The organism is Pseudomonas oryzihabitans (assembly GCF_006384975.1).
Lineage (GTDB): Bacteria > Pseudomonadota > Gammaproteobacteria > Pseudomonadales > Pseudomonadaceae > Chryseomonas > Chryseomonas psychrotolerans_B.
In genome coordinates this window covers 4,972,523-4,994,031 of sequence record NZ_CP021645.1, presented here as the reverse complement: position 1 = coordinate 4,994,031, position 21,509 = coordinate 4,972,523, and the positions used below count along the sequence as shown (strand labels likewise).

The window sequence follows — 21,509 nt, the reverse complement described above, 5'->3', positions numbered from 1 at the left end:
GGCGCGCCCGGCCCTGCCTGTTCAGGTCAGCGCACCCCATGCCCCTCATCGGCCGCGACGCGCTAGACCGCTGGCAACGACTGTCGACCGGGTGCTACAGCCCCCGGTCGCTCCTGCATGGTCACCACGCCGTACTGGGGCGCACCGTGGTAGGTCTTGAGCGCCTGCATGACGAAGAGCAAGGCGGCGGTGCCCTGGTATTCGAACAGGCCCTGCAGCGGCCAGATGACCATGAAGGAAAGGAACACCGCCAGGGTGAATTCCAGGTCCCGGCACAGCTTGCGGGCCACCAGGTAGTGGACGGCGAGCCCGATGGGAATCACCAGGATGGACAGGTAGCCGAACCGGAACACGGTGCCGAAGATGCCCACGTCGGAAAGGAAGAAATAGTCGCCGAAGATCGGCTTGAAGCCATCGTTCCACATCAGGCTGAGGCTGCCGCTGGGCATGCCGTTGTACAGCTGCAGGTGGTTGATGATCTGGGAGATGGTGTTTTCCCGCACGTTGTCGGTGGGCCCTTCCTGGACCGAGCGCGCATAGAAATCCAGGTTGAAGCCAAGGGTTTCCAGGAGATGCGGATAGAGGATCAGCGGGGAGATGGCGATGGCGCCGAACAACGCCGGTCCGATCAGCCGGGCGCGCAAGGCGAGGATGGTGAACACCATGCAGACGACGATCAGCTGGCGAGTCTGCAGCACCACCACGATGGTGGCGAGGAAGAACAGCGCCAGCACGCCATGGCGTAGCTTGGGTCGCAGTTGGCCATCGATGAAGGAGCGACCGCGGCCGGCGAAGTAGATGCAGATGAAGTAGCCGAAGAAGATGGCGACCGCCCCGGTGGAGGCCCGGCCGGGACGGCTGAGATCCTTCACCTCTTCGCGCAGGTCGGGCAGCATCTTGAAGTAGGACAGCCAGCACAGCAGCGCCGAGAGCAGGCCGACCAGGATGATCAGATTCTCGAACTGGGCGGCGCTCAGGCGCTTGGCCAGGTAGAGCACCAGGAAGGCACTGAAGCAGTAGAGCACCCGCCGCTCCTCGATGATGCCGTAGATCAGCGGCTGGCCCCAGAACAGCTGGGCGAACAGCGCCGGCAAGCCGACGAACACCGCCGACGAGAACAGGCAGAAGGCCATCAGCAGGCGATAGTCCCGCTGCGGCCGATGCCAGGTGCTCAGGGTGAACAGCGCGAAGAACCCCAAGCAAATCGCCAGGTACAGCTCGCCCACGTAGCGGATGCCCACCGGATTGGTCGGGCTCTGTTCGAACACGCCGAATTGCAGGACCATCAGGCCACCCAGGGCCAGAAAACTCAGTCGATTGATCAGCGTACCCGGCATTGGTCCCGGTCTCCTCGTGGCCTGGTCATGGATAGAAGGTTCATTGCCGGCGCCAGTCGCCATCCACCTTGGCGTAGGTCAGCTGGCGGCCGTCCGCCAGGGTCAGGCGGGCGCGGGTGTATTCGGGCAGGTCGACGCGGAAATCCCGGCCTTCCAGATAGAGCCCGCCGCAGGCACCCGGCTCGCTGCGATAGTCCAGCGGCTGGCGCTGCAACTCGTGGATGCTGCGGTGGAACAGCAGATTGGCGTAGCCGCGCACCGTCATGTCGGTGGAGATGAGGGTGCAGCCCAGATCGACCTGATTGCGCACCAGGCCGGCCAGCGCCTGGTTCTGCCGGTCGATGGCGGTCCAACCGGCATAGCCGGCGAGATCGCTGCGATAGGTGTGGGCATTCTGCAGCGCGGCCAACACCAGCAGCACGGCGAGGATGGCGCGACCGGTCGTCTTCAGAGTGATGAAGGCCAGGCCGAGCAGCAGCGCGGCAGGAAAGATGAACTTGAGGCGGTCGAAGGAAAACTGGGTGGCGTGTTGCAGCAGCAGGAGGTTTTCCAGCAGCGGCACACTGGCGACCACCAGCAGCAGAGCGGTGCTACGCGGCCAGTTCAGGGCGCGGCGCCGCCAGAGCAGCACAGCACCCGCGACCGCTACGGCAGCGAGGAACAGCCCGAACGACAGGCCATAGCCGGCGAAGAAGTCGCTCAGATGGGCGTTGTTCGGACTGCGGGCGAGAAAGCGCCGGGCGAAGGCCTTGAGCGTCGGCAACAGGCCTGCCGCCAGGCTGTAGTGCAACAGCACCAGCAGCCCGGCCAAGGCCGAGGCGAAGGCCAGGCGCCAGGCCATCCGCCGGCCTTCCGGCAGTTGCTGACGCTGCAGCCAGAACAACGCGGCCAAGCCGCCGCCAAAGACGTAGCCGGTCCATTCGGTCAGGGCGCCAAAGCAGACCAGACCGGCCAGCAGCCAGCCGAGCCGGGTGCGCTGGCGGGCGTCGGGCGTTTCCAGATAGTGGAAGAAGGTCAGCAGGCAGCCCAGCAGCAGCACCTGGTAGAAGCTCTGTACCCAATAGAGCACGCCTTGCGAGAGCAGCGCTTCCCGGCTGAACACCGCGATCAGGCAGGCCAGGGTCGCGGTGGTGGCCGCCAGGCCGCGGCGGGCACCGTTGCTACGCAGCACCAGATACAGCAGGCGGAACAGCAGCAGGGCTGTCAGGGCACCGAGGGCCGCATTGAACAGCGCCAGGCTGTGCAGCGAGGGAGCTAGGCCAGCCGCCTTGAGCCCCAGATAGGGGGCGAGAAAGCCGTAGCTGGTGAAGCTGGTGTAGACATAGGCGCCACTGTGGGTGGGGATGGTAGCCCCCCAGGACACCTGCTGGTCATGGCTGCCGCCAAGGGTGATGGTGGGCAGCCACCAATGCCGGGCCACGCCGGATTCGTCCAGGGCATTGAGGCTGAGCAGCACGTGATAGCTGGCTTCGAGACTCTGGGCGCCGATGCCGTCGCGAAAATCCGGCAGGCGCCAGAGCAGCGCGATCAGTAACAGCAGGGCCACCGCCAGACCGCCCAGCCAGAACGGCCGCCGTCTGATCTGGACCCCGGCAGGGGTAACGCTGGATAGCACGCTCATGTTCGCTTGTCTCCTGACAGCCATGCAGTCGAGAACGCCGTCCAGGGCAGTGAAGAACCAGGGCTCCGCCAACCGCGGGCCTGGTACAACCGGTGCGAAGCCGCACGGCGGGCACTCAGGCCTGCTGGCGGGTAACCGGGCTTCAACCGCTGACTACATTCAAGAAGCCGCCAAGAGCACACCGCTACCAGGAGGCAACGGCGCCTGAAACAGAACGACCGCAACGGGTCGCCAACGAACGGACCCGCTCCCGGTGCCAGGCACAGGAAGACACGAGAGGTCGCGAAGCAGACTGCCCTAGCACCTTGAGACTGCCAAGCCGGCAGCCGCCGCGTTCTGCACATAAAGTCACATTTTTAGCTTTTGCTTTCGCCTAGAGTCGAAGTAGCACCCAGCTGACGAGGCGCAGATCCCCGATCCAGCGCCTGGGGTTCTAGTGTGGTGTGAACCGGTTCGCCGACCGTTGACGCTCGCCGGGCGAGCGTTTCCCGCGACGGCTGTCCTCACCGTATCTGCCCAAGGCCCCTACTCTGCATGGACATGTCGCATCAGGCTCTACCCGCTGCCCAGCCGGCGGTGGATATCGGCTTAGCCCGCTATTGCGCCGCCCTCTGGCGCCACCGCCGCAGCCTGCTCGCCTGCGTGGCGTTCTGTACGCTGCTGGGAGTGGCCTACGCCCAGTTCGCCGCGCCGCGCTACCAGGCGGTGGCGACCATCCAGATCGAATACCAGCGCGGCATCGTACGGCTGGACGAGGCCGACAACGGCCGCCCCCTGCCGCCACCGGAAGCCATCACCGAGATGCAGCTGCTGACCTCGCGGCGGGTGGTGGGCGAAGTGGTGGATGCCCAGGGCCTCGACCTGACCATCACGCCGCGCCGCCTGCCAGTGCTGGGCGACTGGCTGGCGCGGCGCCATGAAGGGAGCCATGGCGACATCGCGCCCGCACGCTTCGGCCTCAACCAGTACGGCTGGGGCGGCGAGCGCCTGGCGATCACCACGCTGACGGTGCCCGATGCCCTCTACGGTCAGCCGCTCACGCTCAAGGCCGAGGCGCCGGATCGCTTCGTGCTGTTCGATGCCCGGGGCACGCGGTTGCTGGACGGGCGCCTGGGCCAGCCAGCCAGTGCGGGCGCCCTGAGCCTGGACATCGCCCAGCTGCGTGCCTATCCGGGTACCGAGTTCATCCTGGTCAAGCAACGCCGCGAGGTGGCCATCCAGGCCTTGCAGGAGCAGCTCAACGTCAGTGAGCGCGGCAAGCGCTCGGGCATCCTGTCGATCCAGTTGCAGGACCCGGATCCGCTACGGGCACAGCGCATCCTGCAGGGCATCACCGAGGCCTACGTACGCCAGGACGTGGTCCGCAATGCCGACGAAGCCACCCAGCAACTGGCCTTCCTGCGCCAGGAACTGCCCCGGGTGAGTCAGCGCCTGGCCGCGGGCCGCCAGGCGCTCGACGCCTATCAGCGGCGCCAGGGCTCCGTGGCCATTGGCGAAGAGGCGCGCAGCCTGCTGCGCCAGGCGGTGGACCTCGACGGCCAGCTCTCGGCCCTGGAGATGGAACGCCTGGCCCTGGCGCTGCGCTTCACCACTACCCACCCGCTCTACCAGGCCCTGCTGGCGCGCCGTCAGGTGCTGACCCAGGAGCGGCAGGCCCTGCAACGGCGCCTCGGTGCGCTGCCCGAGACCCAGCAAGAGGTGCTGCGCCTGCAGCGCGAGGTGGAAGCGGCGGATAAGGTCTATGCGTTGATCAGCAAGCGCATCCAGGAACTCGCGGTGGTCCGCGCGGGCACGGTGAGCGACGTGCGCATCATCGATACGGCCTACGCCCAGATCGCCCCGGTCTATCCCAAGAAACCCCTGCTGGTACTCAGCGCCCTGCTCTTCGGCTGCCTGGCCGGTGGCGCCTGGGTTTATCTGCGCGCCAGCCTGGAGCATGGCATCGAGGATGGCGACGCCTTCGAACGGCTGGGCCTGCCGCTGCTGGCGCAACTGCCGCTCGCCCCGCGCCGTGCGATCAGCGGCCCGCTGCAGGCGCCCGCCGATCCCGCCTACCAGGAGGCCCTGCGGATCCTCAGGACCAGCCTGGCCTTCACCCGTACCGCGGCGCGCAACGACCTGCTGCTGATCACCAGCGCCAGTCCGGCCGCGGGCAAGTCGTCGGTGGCGGTGCAGTTGGCCCGGGTCATGGCGGAAGGCGGAACGCGGGTGCTGCTGGTGGACGCCGACCTGCGCCGCGGCCGGTTGCATCGGCGCCTGCAGGTGGCCCGGCGGCCAGGACTGGCCGATGTGCTGGCGGGCCTGGCGACGCCGGACCAGGCTATCCAGGCTACCGCCGTGCCCGGCCTCGACTGCCTAGTGGGCGGTACCCGGCCGCCCAATCCGGCCGAGCTGTTGATGAGTCCACGCTGCACCGAGCTGCTGCGCCAGCTGCAGCATGACTACGAATTGATCATCCTCGATACCCCACCGGTACTGGCGGTGACCGATGCGGTGCTGCTCGCCGCCCAGGCCGGAACCTGCCTGCTGGTATCGCGCCACGGCTGCAATACCGCCAAGGAAATCGAGGCCACCCAGCGCCAGTTCGCCCATAGTGGACTGGTCCTGCAGGGCGCGGTGCTCAATGGCGTCCCGACGGCGCCCTTCACCCGGGGCACGCTGGGAGTATTGACCGGCTGAGCCACCGTATCCGCTGCTGACGCCAGCACGGGCCGCCGCGTGCTGGCGTCGTGCCAGCGCCTGTCATGAAAGCTCAACACAGCCCCCCTAGACTGGCCCGATCTCCCGAACGGATTCGTACAGATGTCGTCCGCTCCCCTGCACGCCTCCCGCGCCGCCGTCCATCTCGGACAACGCTGCGCCCTCGATCTCTGTACCTCCTGGCCGGCGGTCGAGGCCGAGCATACCAATGCCATGGTCATGGACCTGTTCAACGAGCGGCGCGAGATCACCAGTCTCGCGGTGATCGACAACGAGCGGCCGATCGGCCTCATCAACCGGGATATCTTCCTCTCGCAGATGAGCAAGCCGTATCACCGGGAAGTCTACGACCGCAAAAGCTGCATCGCCTTCATGGACAAGGAACCCCTGGTAGTGGATGCCGGGTTGTCCATCGAAGAGCTGACCCGGCGGACCGTCGAGGTGGGCGAGAAGGCCCTGGCCGACGGCTTCATCGTCACCCGTGAAGGACGCTTCGCCGGACTCGGCCTGGGCGTGCAGCTGATGCGCATCGTCGCGGACCTGCAAGCCGAGAAGAATCGCCAGATCATGCACAGCATCGAGTACGCCAGCGTCATCCAGCGCGCCATGCTGCGCAGCTCCCGCGAGGCCCTGGCAGTAATGGAACAGGACGCCACCCTGGTCTGGCAGCCGCGTGACGTGGTCGGCGGCGACTTCTATCACTTCGCCCAATACGAAGACGGTTGGTTCGGTGCCCTCGCCGACTGCACCGGCCATGGCGTGCCCGGCGCCTTCATGACCATGATCGCCTCCTCCTCCCTGACCCAGGCACTGCAACAGCGGGGGCCACGCGATCCCTCCGCCCTGCTGGCGGCGGTCAATGCCAGCGTCAAGGCCATGCTCGGGCAGTCCGGCGATCTCTCCGAATCCAACGACGGCCTGGACATCGCCTGCTTCTGGGTGGATCGCCGCGAACATACCCTCACCTATGCCGGCGCCCGCCTGGCGCTCCAGGTGCTGCCCCCGGACGAGACCACGGCCGTGACCCTGACGCCACTGCGCATCGGCCTGGGCTATGCCGACAGCCCCGTCGACCAGCACTGGCCGGCCACCACCCTGACCCTGCAACCGGGCAGCCTGCTGTTCGCCACCACCGATGGCCTGATCGATCAGATCGGCGGCCCGCGCCGGACCTCCTTCGGCAAGCGCCGTGCCCTGACCCGCCTGGCCGAGTCACGGCACCTGCCCACCGCCGAATTCTGCCGGCAGCTGAGCGACGACCTCGCCACCTGGCAAGGGGATGAACTGCGCCGTGACGACCTCACCTTCTTCTGTATCAAAGTGGCCTCGCTGACATGCTGAATCTTTCCATGGAGGACGGGGCCTTCCTCGAAATCGCCCAGCAGCAACACGTCATCTTCTATCACCACGGTTATTTCTCCCATGGCATCGTCGCCGCCATGGCCGAGGTGGTGAAGCTGCAACTGGAATTCGCGGGGGTCAGCGGGGCCACCCGGCGCAAGCTGTTCTCCTCCTTCATCGAATTGTCACAGAACGTGCTGCATTATTCCGCGGATGCCCTGCCCACGGATCCGCCCGAGGACACCAAGCTGGGCCAGGGTTCGGTCTGTATCACTCGCCAGGACGGCAGCTACCAGATGCTCTGCGCCAATCCCATTGCCAGCCAGAAGGTGGACGCCCTGCGCCAGCGCCTCGAACCGCTGTGCAGCATGTCGCTCGACCAGATCAAGCAGGCCTATCGCGAATCGTTGCGCGCCGAGACGCCCGTCGACAGCAAGGGCGCCGGGCTGGGCTTCCTGACCATGGCCCGGGATGCCAGCGCTCCGCTGGAATTCGCCTTCCATCCTTCCACGCGGCATCCGGGCACGACGCTGTTCTGCCTGAAAGCCACCATCTGACCAGGGCCCTATACTCGTATGGACACCGTGTTCATCGCTCCCACACCCACATCTCCCGAAGTGGACTTCCGCTTTGCCGACGATGTGCTCTGGCTCAAGGGAGAGTCCTTTCCCGAAAACGCCGCCGCCTTCTACTTGCCGGTGATCGAACAGCTGCGCGCCTATCTCGCGCAACGCCATGGCGCCACCATCGTGGTCAATGTGGCGCTGGCCTACTTCAACAGCTCCAGCACCAAGATGCTGTTCACCCTGTTCGCTGCCCTCGACCAGGCGGCCCAAGCCGGCAACGTCGTCGAGCTGCACTGGTATTTCGATGCGGAAGACGAAACCATCCAGGAATTCGGCGAAGAGCTGCGCCTGGACTTCCAGGCGTTGAAGTTCTTCGAGCACCCCGAGCTACCGGCATGACCGCCAGCGCCCGCTGCTACGGCACCAACGCCCCTGGCCCGGATCTGTTCGAGCAGGAAGCCCTGGCGTTGCAAGCGGCCCGCTCGCTGTATGTCGCGGGGAATGCCGAGGCCGCAGCCTACCGGGCAGCGCTTGGCGAACTGACCCTGCACTTCGAGCGACTGATGCGCGAGACGCGGCGGCTGATCACCCGCAGCGACCGCGCCGAACGCGAGATGAATGCCCTCAACCAGCAGTTGCAGGCGCTCACCCAGCAACTGGAATACCGCGCCACCCACGATGCCCTCACCGGGGTACTCAATCGTGGGGCGGTCATCGACTACGCCGGCAAGGCCCTGCAGCAGAACGGCGGCGCCATGATCGTGCTGGATATAGATCACTTCAAACGCATCAACGATGAGTTCGGTCATCCGGCCGGCGACACTGTCATCCAGGCCATCGCCCGCTGCCTGCAGGAGATCGTCAAGGCGCCGGCCATCATCGGTCGAGTGGGCGGCGAGGAGTTCACCGTCTTGCTGCCGACACGCGATTCGGCCGCGGCCCTGGCCATCACCGAACGCCTGCGCCAGCGCATCGCCCTGGACGCGACGGGGCCGGCCCCGGTGACCGCCAGCTTCGGCCTCAGCCTCAACCCGCCGGGCACCGACTTCGCACTCGCCTATGGCGCGGCCGACGCCGCGCTCTATCAGGCCAAGCGCGGCGGTCGCAACCAGATCGTACTGGCCGACTGAGACGTTCGGGCCGCCTTCACCTTAGCCACTCCCCCTCGTACTGGCGGGCCTGCTATGCCCGGGCCTTTGCGCCGCCCAAGAAAAAGGGCCGCTGCGCCGGAAGACGCAGCGGCCCTGAGTTTCGCCGTCAGGACTTCTTCCAGTCCGGATAGCGGCGCTGATCGGGTGCCGGCGGGAAGTACTGATACAGCCAGGTTTCGCTCAGCGGACGGTCCTGGGTACGGATGAAGGCGCGCATGGCGACCGGCTCGGTGCTGTCGCTGGTGGGATACCAGTCGAACAGCACCCGGTAACCGCCGATCTCGTCGATCTTGAGCACATGGAAATCCTGCACCTTGCCGCTGGAGACGGTCACCACCGGCTCGATGCCGGTGCCCTCGGGCAAGAGCGACAGGCCGCCGCCGTTGAAATCCAGGGCGAAGCGCCGCGCCCAGACCTTGGGCCAATGCTCGCCCGGCGCCCAGCCTTCGGGGAAGCCGCCGATACCGGTACGGGTAGCATAGACCCGCGCCAGCGGAGTACTCACCGGCGGCAGGGCACTCCAGTACAGCTTGTAGCCGAAGTGCAGCGACTTGCCGGCGGTGATGGGCTCCGCGGGGGCCCAGAAGGCCACGATGTTGTCCAGGGTCTCGCCGGAGGTGGGGATCTCCAGCAGCTGGATGGCGCCCTTGCCCCAGGCGGTGGTGGGCTCGACCCACAGGCTTGGGCGACGGTCGTAGCGCACCATGAGGTCCTGATAGCTGGCGAACTCATGATCGGTCTGGACCAGGCCGAAGCCTTTCGGACTTTCGTCTTCGAAGGCGTTGAATTGCAGCTTGGGCGGGTTGTTCAACGGGCGGCAGATCCACTCGCCATTGCCCTTCCACATGGACAGGCGATCGGAGTCGTGGACCTGCGGATGATAGGTGGCGCAGGTCTGGCGCTCGTAGGTGCCGCAGTCGAACATGCTGGTCATGGGCGAGATACCCAGTTGCTTGATGTCGCGACGAGCGTTGACGTTGGCGTCGACCTCCATCACCACGCGGTCGTTCAGGCAGTCGATGTCGAAGCGATAGGCCCCGGTGGCACTGGGTGAATCGAGCAGCGCATAGACCACGAAGCGGGTGCTGTTCTTCGGCGGGGTGACGAACCAGAACTTGGTGAAGTCGGGGAATTCTTCGGGACGACCGGCATAGGTGTCGATGGCCAGGCCCCGGGCGGAGAGACCGTACTGGCGGGTCTTGTCCACCGCGCGGAAGTAGCTGGCGCCGAGGAAGGAGACGATGTCGTACTGGGACAGGTGCGGCGCCTTGAACAGCTTGAAGCCGGCGAAGCCCAGGTCGCCCTTGAGTTGGCTCTGGTCGACACCGCTGTCGTTGTAGCTGAAGAGCTCTGGGCGGAAGTGCACTTCCTTGGCCTGGTGGGTCTTGGGATCGACCGAGTACATGCGTACCGGCGTCTTGAAGCCCATGCCGACGTGGAAGAACTGGATGTCCAGTTGGCCCTTGAGGTCGTGCCAGAGCGAATGCTGGCTGTCGTAGCCGATGGCGTTGAACTGCTGGGGCGTCATGTTCGCCAAGGTGTCCGGCAGCTTTTGCGCGGTGGGCTGGTAGGGCTGGCCGGACAGTTCCTTGGCCTGCTGCTTGAGCCAGTCGAAATCGAAGGTCTGGCCTTCGCCATCGGCCGGATTGGCGAAGGCCTGGAGGGCGAACAGCCCGGTGGAGGGAATGCCGGTGTAGGCCGCCAGGGCCAGAGACGCTTTGAGCAGGTGTCTACGCTGCATGGATCAACCTTGGTTCACTAAGGATGAAAGATTCGGCCCAGCCGAACCGCCAGAAGGAAAAAAAGAATGCACGATACCCGGATAGCTTCGCCATCGCACCGGTGAACTGCAGCCCAGCTCACGCTCTGGCTTGCTAGGAGGGTTACCAAAGCTTTCCGGTTCACAGTTCGGGTTACCCATCGTTGTGGAAGGCGCAACTTGAGCCCTTCCCGGTCCATACCGCTTGCGCCCTGGAGCATCGTCCATGTCCGACACAGCCATCGCCTTCGGGCAACCCAGTCCCATCCTGCGCATCTTCGATGACGAAAAGGCGCGTGAATTCTACTGCCACTTCCTGGGTTTCCGCCTGGTCTGGGAACACCGCTTCGAGCCGGGGTTGCCGCTCTACGCCGAAGTCGAACGCGCCGGCCTGCGCCTGCACCTGTCCGGGCACCACGGCGACGCCTGCCCGGGCTCGACGGTCTTCGTACGGATGGCCGGCATCCGCGCCTTCCAGGCGGAGCTGCTGGCCCAGCACTACGGCTTCGCCCGCCCGGGCATCCAGGAACTGCCCTGGGGCCTGGTGATGGAGATCGCCGATCCCTTTGGTAATCGACTGAGGTTCTGTGAGGAAGAGGCGGCGGGTTAGCACGGCGCGGACCCGCTTCGTTGGGCTTCGACGGTGGAGCCGTCGCAACCCAACCTACGAGGACTTCGGGTCGCCTCGGCTGCCTGGGCATGGACCTCAGGTGGAAAACGCTGCGCGGTTTTCCACCCTACGCCGGCGTCACGCCCCCTGCCGCTCTGCCCCCTCTCCCTCGGGGAGAGGGCTGGGGTGAGGGAAAGGCAACCGCACAAGTTCACCGTCTCCTTCGTAGGTTGGGTTGAGCACAGCGAAGCCCAACGGTCTCAGGCCGGCAGGGACTCGGGCAGCGGCACTGCCCCCTCCTCCACCTGCCACCAGCTCGGCAGCAGTGCCCTGACCTCAGGCTGGGTGAAACGATCGTCGATAAGATAGAGGCAGCCGCGGTCCTGCACGGTACGGATCACCCGCCCGGCAGCCTGGATGACCTTTTGCAGGCCCGGATAAAGATAGGCGTAACGATAGCCGTCGCCGAAGCGCCGTTGCAGGCGCTGGCGCAGCTGCTCGTTGACCGGATTGAGTTGGGGCAACCCCAGGGTGGCGACGAAGGCGCCGATCAGGCGGTCGCCGGGCAGGTCGATGCCCTCGCCGAAGCTGCCGCCGAGCACGGCGAAGCCGATGCCACGGCCGTCGGCCTGGAAGCGCTCGAGAAAGGCCTGGCGGGCGGCTTCGTCCATGCCGCGGGACTGGCGCCACTGGGGTACGTCGGGAGCCGCCTCGGCCAGGGCTTCGGCCACCTGGTCGAGGTAGTCGAAGCTGCTGAAGAAGGCCAGGTAGTTGCCCGGCCGCTGGCGATAGCGGCTGGCGATCAGGGTGGCGATGGGGAGTCGGGAGGCGGCGCGGTCGGCGTAGCGGGTGGACAGCCTGATCAGCCGTACTTCCAGTTGCTCGGCGGCGAAGGGCGAAGCGACATCGACCCAAGCACTGCCAGCCGGCACCCCGAGCAAGTCGCGGTGGAAATGCTGGGGAATCAGGGTGGCCGAGAACAGGGTGCAACTGCGGGCCGCCGCCAGCCGCGGACCGACGAAGGGCGCCGGCACCAGGTTGCGCAGGTTGAGTTGCGACTGCGTCTTGCCGCGCCCCTTGAGCAGGGTGACGTCGAACAAGGAGTGATCGCCAAAGGTCTCGCCCAGGCGCATGAACTGCAGCAGGTCGAAGAACAGCGTCTGCAATTCCGGCGCCGGTGGCTGACCGGGTTCGCCGAAGTGCTCGGTAAGCAGACCCACCACCCGTTGCAGGGCGGTGAGGAAGGCCGCGGGCAATTCCGGCTGCACCTGGTAGTCGACCTGCTGTTCCTTGTGCAGGCGATTCCATTCGCGGTTGAGCGCCTGCAGCCCCTTGGCGATGGCCGGCGGCGCCACCGCCTTGCCGGCCGCCAGGCGGCGCTGATCGAGGCTGGCGCTGTACATGCCGCGGGCGCGGTCGAGCAGGTTGTGGGCCTCGTCCACCAGCACCCCAACCCGCCACTCCTGGGTCTGAGCCAGAGCGTGGAGCATGGCGCTGCCGTCGAAATAGTAGTTGTAGTCGCCCACCACCACGTCGCTCCAGCGCGCCAGTTCCTGGGCCAGGTAGTAGGGGCAGACATCGTGGGCCAGGGCCGTCTCCCGCACCCGCGCCCGTGTCAGTTGCATGGGTTCGGCCAGGGCGGCGGCGCGGGCGGCCGGCAGGCGGTCATAGAAGCCGCGCGCCAGCGGGCAGGACTCGCCATGGCAGGCCAGCTCCGGGTGTTCGCAGGCCTTGTCCCGCGCCACCAGTTCCAGCACCCGCACCGGCGCGGCCAGGGTCTCCAGGCCATGCAGGGCCAGGGCGCGGCCGGGCGTCTTGGCGGCGAGGAAGAACAGCCGGTCAAGGTTCTGCCGGGGCATGGCCTTGAGCATGGGGAACAGCGTCCCCACCGTCTTGCCGATGCCGGTGGGTGCCTGGGCCAGGAGGCAACAGCCGACGCTGGCAGCCTTGTAGACAGCCTCCGCCAGGGGCCGCTGGCCGTGGCGGAAGTCGGCATGGGGAAAGGCCAGAGTCGCCAGGGCGGTATCCCTTGCGGCGCGATGGGCCAGTTCCTGGCGCGCCCAGGCGAGAAAGCGCGAACATTGCAGTTCGAAATGCGCGGCCAGGTCCGCCGCCGTCCAGTCTTCGGTGAAGACGGTCTCGGCGCCGTTGCCGATGTCGAAATAGACCAGCGCCAGGGTCAGGCGCGATAGCCCGCGAGTCCGGCACAGCAGATGCCCATAGACCTTGGCCTGGGCCCAGTGCAGGTGGCGATGGTTGCCCGGCTGACGGTCCAGGCTGCCCCTGTGGGTCTTGATCTCTTCCAGGCGCTGGGCCGCGGCATCGAAGCCGTCGGCCCGGCCGCGCACCTGCAGGTCCTCGAAGTCACCCTGGAGGCTGACCTCCCGCTCGTAGTCGGGGCCGCGCCGTGCCGCCACCCGCTGGTGGCCCTCGATGCCCTCCAAGGCGGTAGGCGACGGGGTGAACCTCAGGTCCAGGTCGCCGGCCTTGGCGGTGAATTCGCAGAGGGCGCGAACCGCGATGCGATAGCTCATGCCGGCGTCACGGCGGCCTGCCACTGCACGTGGCAGACGCTCACCGGAATGTCATGGGCGGCGAAGAAGTCCAGCCAGCGGCGCTGGTTGTCCTGCAACCGGTCCCCCGGACCCTTGACCTCGATCATTCGGTAGCGGCCTTCCGCCGGCCAGAACTGGATCAGGTCGGGCAGCCCGGTGCGGTTGTTCTCCGGGTCTTCCAGCAGGCGCTCGAAGCACAGCCGCAGATGCTGCGCCGGCAGGCAGGCCAGCGCCTGCTCCAGCAGCTCCGCACCGAGGATGCCCCAGGCGACGAAGGGCGAGGCCAGGCCGCGCTTGCTGGCGAAGCGCTCGCGGATCACCGCTGGATAGGAGCCGTCGTCCAGTCGCGCCAGGCAGGCAGCGAAGGCCTCGGCGCGGCGCTCGCGAAAGCCTGGCAGGCGCAGGTCGGCCGGTTCGCGCTGATAGGGGTGGAAGAAGGCACCGGGGATAGCGAGGAAGATGGCGTCCCAGCACAGCAGGCCGAACAGGCTGGTGAGCAGGGTGTTTTCCACGTAGTGCACCGGCGCCTCGTCACGGCCCAGGTGCTCGCGCACCAGCCACTCGACCCGGCGCAGGCCGTCGTTGACCAGTTCGAAGTCGAGGCGCTCCACAGTACTGGCCGGGCGGCGCTTGTTGGGCGGACCACCCTGCTTGCGCACCAGCCGCGGCAGGATGCGCGCCACCTGCTGGCGCTCAGCGTCATGGGCCGGGGCGGCGGCGATGGCCTCCGCCAACGCCTGGGCGGCGGGCCAGTCCTGCAGGCGTTCGAGCATGCGCAGGGCGCGGATGCGCGATTCGGGGTGCGCCGAGGCGGCATAGAGGGCTTGCGCCTGGGCCAGCTCACCCAGGCGTTCATGATGCTGCGCTAGTTCATGCAGTAGCTTGCCCCGACGCAGTTCCAGCCAGGTATTGGCGAAGCGTTCGGCGGGCAGCAGCGGCAGCAACTCGGCGGCCGGCAGGCCATCGCGCAGCGCCTGGCGGCAGCGCTGGATGTGCAGATAGGCATCCACCTCGTGCCGCTGGCCGAAGGCCCGGGATTCGGCGCTGAAGGCCACCGTCTCGTACTGGAAGATACCCAGGTCGGCGAGGACGAAGTCGGTCCAGTCCTGGTGCAGATTGCCGAAGAACAACAGACGCAGGCGGTCGCAGAGATCCATCAGCGTCAGCCGCCAGACGCCCTCCCCCACCAGCTCGGGCAGCGTACCGGCCCAGCCGCTGAAGGCCAGGGGCGTGGCCTGCTCGGCCTCCAGGCGGGCCAACCAGTCTTCCTTGCGTCCGGCCTTGGACAGGCGATTGCCGAAGCAGCCGAGCAGCTCTTCCTTGCGCAGCAGGGCGAAGAGCTCGATCAGGTGCAATTCGGGATCGGCCAGTAGCCAGCCGAGGGTCACCAGCGGCTCCGCCGCGGCACGGGGGCAGCCGATCTCGGCATAGACCAGCTTGCTGGCGCGGAACACCTCGCCCTTGCGCATCACCAGGCGCACCAGCAGCGCCCGCGAGGATTGTGGCAAGTCGGCAAAGGCAGCGATGAAGCCCTGCTCGCGGTCGTCGAGCAGATCGGGATAGCGCAGGGCGACCCAATCCAGTACCCGCTGGAAGTTGTGCAGATAGTAGAAGGGATCTTCGAGCGGAGCTTTCATGCGAAACGGGCGAGCAGGTAGGCGGCTGGCTATTTATCCAGCCCTGATCGGAGCGGGCAACCCCGACGCGATGCGCGGTCATCTCCCCGGGGCAGCAGTCTTTCTTCCAGTTGAAGAACCCTGTCGCTGATCATAGGATGACTGACAAATTCCAGAACAACTACAAGTCCAGGAGTCCGCGCGTGAAGATCAAACGCATCACCGTCACCCCCATCGCCTTTCGCGATGCCCCGCTGCTCAACGCCAGTGGCATCCATGAACCCTATGCCCTGAGATCCATCATCGAGGTGGAAGGCGACAACGGCCACATCGGCCTGGGCGAAAGCTACGGCGACGCCCCGGTGCTGGCGGTGCTGAAAGCCATGGAAAGCAGCCTGGTCGGCCTCTCCGCCTGGGACCTCAATGGCCTGCGCGCGCGGGTGGTGGCGACCGTCGCCCGTCTCGCCGACGGGGTCGAGGCCGGTGCCGAGCTGGCGCCCGGTTCCCATCCGAGCAAGCAGGTGGCCAATGCCTACTCCGCTTTCGAGGTGGCCTTGCTCGACCTGCAGGCGCGCTCCCTGGGCATTCCCCTGGTCGAACTGCTCGGCGGCGCGGTCCGTCGTGAGGTGCCCTTCAGCGCCTATCTGTTCCTCAAGTATGCCGAGCACATCGACGCCCCCTACCCGCCCGATCGCTGGGGCGAAGCCATCAACCCCGAGCAGGTGGTCGCCCAGGCGGCGCGGATGATCGAGGAGAACGGCTTCCAGAGCATCAAGCTCAAGGCCGGCACCCTGCTCGGCCCGGATCTTGAGGCGGCCTGCATCAAGGCCCTGCGTCAGGCCTTTCCCGAGGCGCCGCTGCGCATCGATCCCAATGGCAACTGGTCGCTGGAGACGTCCCTGCGCATCGCCGAGCTGCTGGGCGACGATCTCCAGTATTACGAAGACCCCACCCCTGGTCTCGACGGCATGGCCGAGCTGCACCGCCGCACCGGCATTCCGCTTGCCACCAACATGGTGGTCACCGACTTCGCCGAATTCCGCCGCAGCGTGGCGCAGAACAGCGTGCAGATCGTCCTGGCCGACCATCACTACTGGGGTGGTTTGCGCGATACCCAGATCCTCGCCCGGATGTGCGACACCTTCGGCCTGGGCGTGTCCATGCACTCCAACTCGCACCTGGGCATCAGCCTCATGGCCATGACCCACGTGGCGGCGGCGGTGCCCAACCTCGCCTACGCCTGCGACACCCACTACCCCTGGCAGGAGGAAGACGAGGAAGTCATCCAGGGCGGCAAGCTGCCGATCCGCAATGGCTGCGTGGCAATCACCGATGCCCCCGGTCTGGGCGTGGAGCTGGATCACGAGCAGCTCGCCAAGCTGCACCAGCAATTCCTCGCCATCGACATCCGCAGCCGCGACGACGTGCGCCAGATGCGCAAGTACCAGCCGGATTGGGAGACGCGCAAGCCGCGTTTCTAAAGGCCCCGCGCCGGCCGTCGATGGCGTTCAAAGCCGTTCGCCGGCCAGCCGCTGTTGCAGCAGGTCGACGAAGGCACGGATACGTGTCGGGGTCGGATGCTCGCGCCATAACGCCTGGACGGGCAAGGGTGGCGGCTCGTAATCGGCGAGTACGAGCTCCAGTAGGCCCTGATCGAGTTCCGCCCTGACCTGCCAGAGCGGCGCCAGGCCAATTCCCGCGCCCTGGACGACAGCAGCATTGGCCGCCGCCGCTTCGTTGCAACGCAACCGGCCGGAGACGGGAACCTGGATACCGATTCCCTGGCAGGTCAGCGGCCACAAATCCCGCTCCGGGCCGGTGGTCCTGACCACGCAGACATGCGCCGCCAAGTCGGCGGGCACCGTGGGACGCCCATGGCGATTGAGATAGGCGGGGGTGGCCACCAGCACCCGGCGTAGCTGTACGAGCGGCCGCCCGCGCAAGGACATGGAGAGCGGATCGCCGATCCTGATCACCACGTCCAGGTTCTCTGCCAACAAGTCGGCGCGCTCATCGGCGAGCACCAGGTCGACCTCCGTCTCGGGGTAGGCCGCCAGAAAAGCCGTGACGGCCGGTACGACGAAACGGGCGGCGAAGTGCCTGGAGGCACCGACGCGCAACAGTCCGAAAATCTCGGCGGCGCCGCGTAGCACCTCGCTGCGAGCCTCGTCGATGGCTCCCAACGCGACCTTGAGACGGTCATAGAACAGGGTTCCGGCAGGCGTCGGCCGCAAGCGCCGGGTCGTGCGCCGGATCAATTCGCAGCCCAGCTCCTCCTCGAGGCAAGCCAAGGACCGGCTGACGGTTTGCAAGGAGCAGCCCAACCGTCCTGCCGCTGCGGTCAGGCTGCCGGCCTCGATCGTCGCCACGAAGGCACGGTAGTGCTCGAGAGTGGCCATTCTCACGGATTCCTGGATAGTGACTCAAGGATCCTGCTGATTATCAGCAAACCAGAAGAAAGTACATTGCCTCCCTCGTTCACGAAGGAGAGCTACCCATGCCCACCCGCCCTCTTGCAACCGCATCGGTCAGCGCGCCTGGAGTCAGCTCGCGCCTGACCCTGGTGTTCGCCCTGGCCGCGGGTATCCTGGTGCTGGCGCTCTACGCCGCCCAGCCGCTGGTCGGCGTTCTGGGGCCTGAGCTGGGCTTGCCGCCGAGTTTGGCAGGCCTGGTCTCGACCGCGACCTTACTGGGTTACGCCACGGGCTTGCTGCTGTTGGTCCCCTTGACCGATCTGTTCGAGAATCGCCGGCTCATCCTCACCACCCTGTCCACCAACGCCCTGGCGCTGCTGCTACTCGCCGTGGCGCCCAGCGCTCCGGTCTTTCTCGTCACCGCCTTCGCCGTCGGACTGTCGATGAGCGTCATCCAGATGCTGGTGCCCGTGGTAGCCGGGTTGAGCGAAGCCGCGAACCGCGGGCGAACGGTCGGGACCATCATGAGCGGCCTGATGCTGGGCGTCCTGCTCTCGCGGCCCCTGGCCAGCCTCCTCGCCCAATGGCTGAGCTGGCGCTGTCTGTATGCCTTGCTCGGCTTGCTGGTCGGCGGCCTGATCCCTCTGCTGGCACGCAGCCTTCCTCCCCTACATCCACCGGCCGGGATCAGCTACGGCCGCCTGCTGCTCTCGCTCGGCAGGCTGCTGCGCGAGGAACCGGTGCTGCGTGCTCGCGCCGCCAGTCAAGCCCTGGGCATGGGCGCCTTCAGCGTATTCTGGACCTCCATCGCGCTGCGCCTGGCCGAGCCGCCCCTGACCCTGGGACCGAACGGCATAGCGCTGTTCGCCCTGGTTGGCGTGACCGGCGCTATCGTTGCCCCACTGGCCGGGCGAGCCGGTGATCGCGGCTTGACCCGCCCGGCTACCCTGCTGGCCCATGCCACGATTTTGGTTGCGCTGCTGCTGGCATACTGGGGCGGGGTAAGTTTCGCTGCCAATAGGACAGTATCGCTGTCGCTCCTGCTGCTGGCTGCCATCGCGCTCGACCTCGGGGTCATCGCCGACCAAGCCTTGGGGCGCCGGGCGATCAACCTGCTCCGTCCGGAAGCCCGCGGGCGCTTGAACGGCCTGTTCACCGGACTCTTCTTTCTCGGTTCCGCCCTTGGGGCCGCTCTTTCAGGCCTGGCCTGGCAGATCGCCGGGTGGCCTGGGGTCTGCTGGGTGGGGCTGGTCTTCGCGCTCGCTGGCCTGGCCATTGCCCTGAGCGCAGGGCGGGCCTAGCGACGGGTGCCATCCGCGCAAGACGTCGGCAGAGCAGGAACCGAACGCGCTGACCGCGGGAGTCATCCACCCTACCACCACCCCTGACGACCGGCCTCGCGCCGGCCGTCGACGGCTCCGCTTCCTCGCCTCTCCCCCTGTACAATCGGCGCGGCACGGCAGTGCCCAAGAAAAACGAGAAAACACGCACAGGGAATCCGGGGAAGATGTTGAACGCACCACGCCTCACCGCACTCATGCTCGGCCTGGGACTGGCTGTCAGCGCCACCCTCGCCACCGCCCAGAGCTTCGACTCGCCGGAGGCGCGCGCCTACGTCGACGCCCTGTTGGCGAAGATGACCCTGGAAGAGAAGATCGGCCAGCTCAACCTGGTGAGCGTGGGGCCGGACTACCCCAAGGAAGCCATCATGGCGGACATCCGCGCCGGCAAGGTCGGCGCCATGTTCAACACCGTGACCCGCCCCGACATCCGCCAGATGCAGGACCAGGTCGTGCACAGCCGGCTGAAGATCCCGCTGTTCTACGCCTATGACGTCATCCATGGCATGCGTACGATCTTCCCCATCGACCTGGGTCTGGCCAGCACCTGGAACCTGGATGCCATCGCCACCAGCGGACGCATCTCGGCCATCGAGGCCGCCGCCGACGGCCTCAACCTGACCTTCTCCCCCACCGTCGACGTGACCCGCGAACCGCGCTGGGGGCGTGCCTCGGAGACCTTCGGCGAGGACACCTGGCTGACCTCGCGCATCGGCGCCACCCTGGTGCGCGCCTACCAAGGCAACGACCTTAGCGCGCCCGACAGCCTCATGGCCTGCGTCAAGCACTTCGGTGGCTATGGCGCGGTGGAAGCCGGGCGCGACTACAGCAACGTCGACATGAGTCCGCAACGCTTGCTACAGGATTATCTGCCGCCCTATCGCGCCGCCGTCGAAGCCGGCGCCGGCTCGGTGATGGTGGCCCTCAACAGCGTCAACGGGGTGCCGGCCACGGCCAACCGCTGGCTGCTGCAGGATCTGCTGCGCAAGGACTGGCACTTCCAGGGCCTGGTCATCAGCGACCATGGCGCCATCAACGAGCTGGTCATGCACGGCGTGGCCCAGGACACCCGCCAGGCGGCGCTCAAGGCGTTCAAGGCCGGCGTCGAGCTGAACATGCACGACGACGTCTATGGCAAGCAGTTGCCCGCCCTGCTGGCGGCCGGCAAGGTGACCCAGGCCGAAATCGACCAAGCCACCCGCGACGTGCTGCTGACCAAGTACCGCATGGGGCTGTTCCAGGACCCCTACCGCCGCCTGCAGGGCCCGGACCCGGTGGACACCAACGCCGAGTCGCGCCTGCACCGCATTGAGGCGCGCCAGGTGGCCCGCGAGAGCCTGGTACTGCTGAAGAACGAGAAGGCCGTGTTGCCGCTGCGCAAAGGCGCCACCCTGGCGGTGGTCGGTCCCCTGGCCGACAGCCCGCGCGACGTCATGGGCAACTGGTCCGCCGCTGGCGTGGCCGCCCAGGCGGTATCCATCCGCCGTGGCCTGGAAAACGCCGTGGCCGGTAACGGCAAGGTGCTCTACGCCAAGGGCGCCAACCTGCTGGCCGACCGCGATGTGCTGGCCTATCTCAACTCCTACGAGCCTTCGGTCGCCGTGGACGAACGCCGCCCGGCCGAGCTGATCGCCGAGGCGGTGGCCGCCGCGCGCCAGGCCGATGTCGTGGTGGCCGTGATCGGCGAATCCCAGGGCATGGCCCACGAGGCGTCCAGCCGTGCCCGCATCAGCGTACCGGATACCCAGCGCGACCTGATCAAGGCGCTCAAGGCCACTGGCAAGCCGCTGGTGCTGGTCCTGATGAATGGTCGGCCGCTGGCCCTGGAATGGGAACAGGAGCAGGCCGATGCCCTGCTGGAAGCCTGGTTCCCCGGCACCGAGGGCGGCAACGCCGTGGCCGACGTGCTGTTCGGCGACTACAACCCCTCCGGCAAGCTGACCATGACCTTCCCCCGCGAAGTGGGCCAGGTGCCGCTCTACTACAACCACCTGAGCAGCGGTCGGCCCTTCGACGCGGCCAAGCCGAACAAGTACACCTCGCGCTATTTCGACATCGTCAACGGCCCGCTCTACCCCTTCGGCTACGGCTTGAGCTACACCACCTTCGACGTCTCGGCGCCGCAGCTATCCAGTGCCACCCTGAAGCAGGGCGACACCCTCACGGCCAAGGTCACGGTGAAGAACACCGGCACCCGCGCCGGCGCCACCGTGGTGCAGCTCTACCTGCACGACGTGACCGCCTCCATCGCCCGCCCGGTCAAGGAACTCAAGGGCTTCCAGAAGGTGATGCTGCAACCGGGCGAGAGCCGCGAGCTGGACTTCCCCATCACCGAGGCGGACCTGCGTTTCTACGACAACGACCTGAAACTGGTCTCGGAACCCGGCGAATTCAAGGTGATGGTTGGCCTGGATTCGGAGCGGGTGCGCGAGGGGAGCTTCACGCTGTTGTAAGGGGTGCATCGCGGCACGGTGGCTTTACCCCTCTCCCCCTGTGTAT

Annotated in this window: 15 protein-coding genes; 9 read left to right on the top strand and 6 right to left on the bottom strand. The window is 66.7% G+C overall.

The window, feature by feature from the left end; translation table 11 throughout:
• Window positions 1-62 precede the first annotated feature (62 nt).
• A complete protein-coding gene (locus tag CCZ28_RS22510) occupies window positions 63-1,337 on the bottom strand; it encodes a hypothetical protein (protein WP_140220959.1) in 1,275 nt (424 codons plus the stop codon).
• 40 nt (window positions 1,338-1,377) lie between these two features.
• Window positions 1,378-2,958, bottom strand: a complete 1,581-nt coding sequence (locus CCZ28_RS22505) for a hypothetical protein (RefSeq protein ID WP_140220958.1) — start codon at window positions 2,956-2,958, stop codon at window positions 1,378-1,380.
• A gap of 534 nt (window positions 2,959-3,492) precedes the next feature.
• On the opposite strand from CCZ28_RS22505, the gene CCZ28_RS22500 reads away from it, so the two are divergent.
• The 5 genes from CCZ28_RS22500 (at window position 3,493) to CCZ28_RS22480 (ending at window position 8,695) form a co-directional block, all read left to right on the top strand.
• A complete protein-coding gene (locus CCZ28_RS22500) occupies window positions 3,493-5,637 on the top strand; it encodes a polysaccharide biosynthesis tyrosine autokinase (protein WP_140220957.1) in 2,145 nt (714 codons plus the stop codon).
• Between the two features lie 123 nt (window positions 5,638-5,760).
• The gene (locus CCZ28_RS22495) at window positions 5,761-6,999 is read left to right on the top strand and encodes a SpoIIE family protein phosphatase (RefSeq protein WP_140220956.1); all 1,239 of its coding nucleotides are present in this window, start codon (window positions 5,761-5,763) and stop codon (window positions 6,997-6,999) included.
• On the top strand, window positions 6,993-7,556 hold the full coding sequence (locus CCZ28_RS22490) for a SiaB family protein kinase (protein ID WP_140220955.1): 564 nt from the start codon (window positions 6,993-6,995) through the stop codon (window positions 7,554-7,556). Before CCZ28_RS22495 ends, CCZ28_RS22490 begins: the two co-directional genes overlap by 7 nt.
• Window positions 7,557-7,574: 18 nt before the next feature.
• Window positions 7,575-7,964: a DUF1987 domain-containing protein gene (locus CCZ28_RS22485; protein ID WP_140220954.1), complete on the top strand. Its 390-nt coding sequence runs from the start codon at window positions 7,575-7,577 to the stop codon at window positions 7,962-7,964.
• Window positions 7,961-8,695 (top strand): GGDEF domain-containing protein, encoded by a 735-nt coding sequence (locus tag CCZ28_RS22480; RefSeq protein ID WP_140220953.1) that lies wholly within the window; start codon window positions 7,961-7,963, stop codon window positions 8,693-8,695. The genes CCZ28_RS22485 and CCZ28_RS22480 overlap by 4 nt, the downstream gene beginning before the upstream one ends.
• A 127-nt stretch (window positions 8,696-8,822) precedes the next feature.
• On the opposite strand, the gene CCZ28_RS22475 is transcribed toward CCZ28_RS22480, so the two are convergent.
• Window positions 8,823-10,457 carry a glucan biosynthesis protein D gene (locus tag CCZ28_RS22475; RefSeq protein WP_140220952.1) on the bottom strand — a complete coding sequence of 545 codons (1,635 nt, stop codon included), beginning with the start codon at window positions 10,455-10,457 and terminating at the stop codon, window positions 8,823-8,825.
• Window positions 10,458-10,701: 244 nt separating this feature from the next.
• Here CCZ28_RS22475 and CCZ28_RS22470 point away from each other — a divergent pair, with 244 nt between their 5' ends.
• A complete protein-coding gene (locus tag CCZ28_RS22470; protein WP_140220951.1) occupies window positions 10,702-11,085 on the top strand; it encodes a glyoxalase superfamily protein in 384 nt (127 codons plus the stop codon).
• Between the two features lie 260 nt (window positions 11,086-11,345).
• On the opposite strand, the gene CCZ28_RS22465 is transcribed toward CCZ28_RS22470, so the two are convergent.
• Window positions 11,346-13,619 (bottom strand): ATP-dependent DNA helicase, encoded by a 2,274-nt coding sequence (locus CCZ28_RS22465; RefSeq protein ID WP_140220950.1) that lies wholly within the window; start codon window positions 13,617-13,619, stop codon window positions 11,346-11,348.
• On the bottom strand, window positions 13,616-15,277 hold the full coding sequence (locus CCZ28_RS22460) for a VRR-NUC domain-containing protein (protein WP_140220949.1): 1,662 nt from the start codon (window positions 15,275-15,277) through the stop codon (window positions 13,616-13,618). Before CCZ28_RS22460 ends, CCZ28_RS22465 begins: the two co-directional genes overlap by 4 nt.
• Window positions 15,278-15,459: 182 nt before the next feature.
• On the opposite strand from CCZ28_RS22460, the gene CCZ28_RS22455 reads away from it, so the two are divergent.
• Complete coding sequence (locus CCZ28_RS22455) at window positions 15,460-16,737, top strand: glucarate dehydratase family protein (protein WP_140220948.1); 1,278 nt, start codon at window positions 15,460-15,462, stop codon at window positions 16,735-16,737.
• A 27-nt stretch (window positions 16,738-16,764) separates the two neighbouring features.
• On the opposite strand, the gene CCZ28_RS22450 is transcribed toward CCZ28_RS22455, so the two are convergent.
• Window positions 16,765-17,655 (bottom strand): LysR family transcriptional regulator, encoded by an 891-nt coding sequence (locus CCZ28_RS22450; RefSeq protein WP_140220947.1) that lies wholly within the window; start codon window positions 17,653-17,655, stop codon window positions 16,765-16,767.
• Window positions 17,656-17,753: 98 nt separating this feature from the next.
• On the opposite strand from CCZ28_RS22450, the gene CCZ28_RS22445 reads away from it, so the two are divergent.
• Window positions 17,754-18,971, top strand: coding sequence for an MFS transporter (locus CCZ28_RS22445; RefSeq protein ID WP_140220946.1), 1,218 nt, complete (start codon window positions 17,754-17,756; stop codon window positions 18,969-18,971).
• Between the two features lie 206 nt (window positions 18,972-19,177).
• The gene (gene bglX / locus CCZ28_RS22440) at window positions 19,178-21,463 is read left to right on the top strand and encodes a beta-glucosidase BglX (protein WP_140220945.1); all 2,286 of its coding nucleotides are present in this window, start codon (window positions 19,178-19,180) and stop codon (window positions 21,461-21,463) included.
• Window positions 21,464-21,509 lie beyond the last annotated feature (46 nt).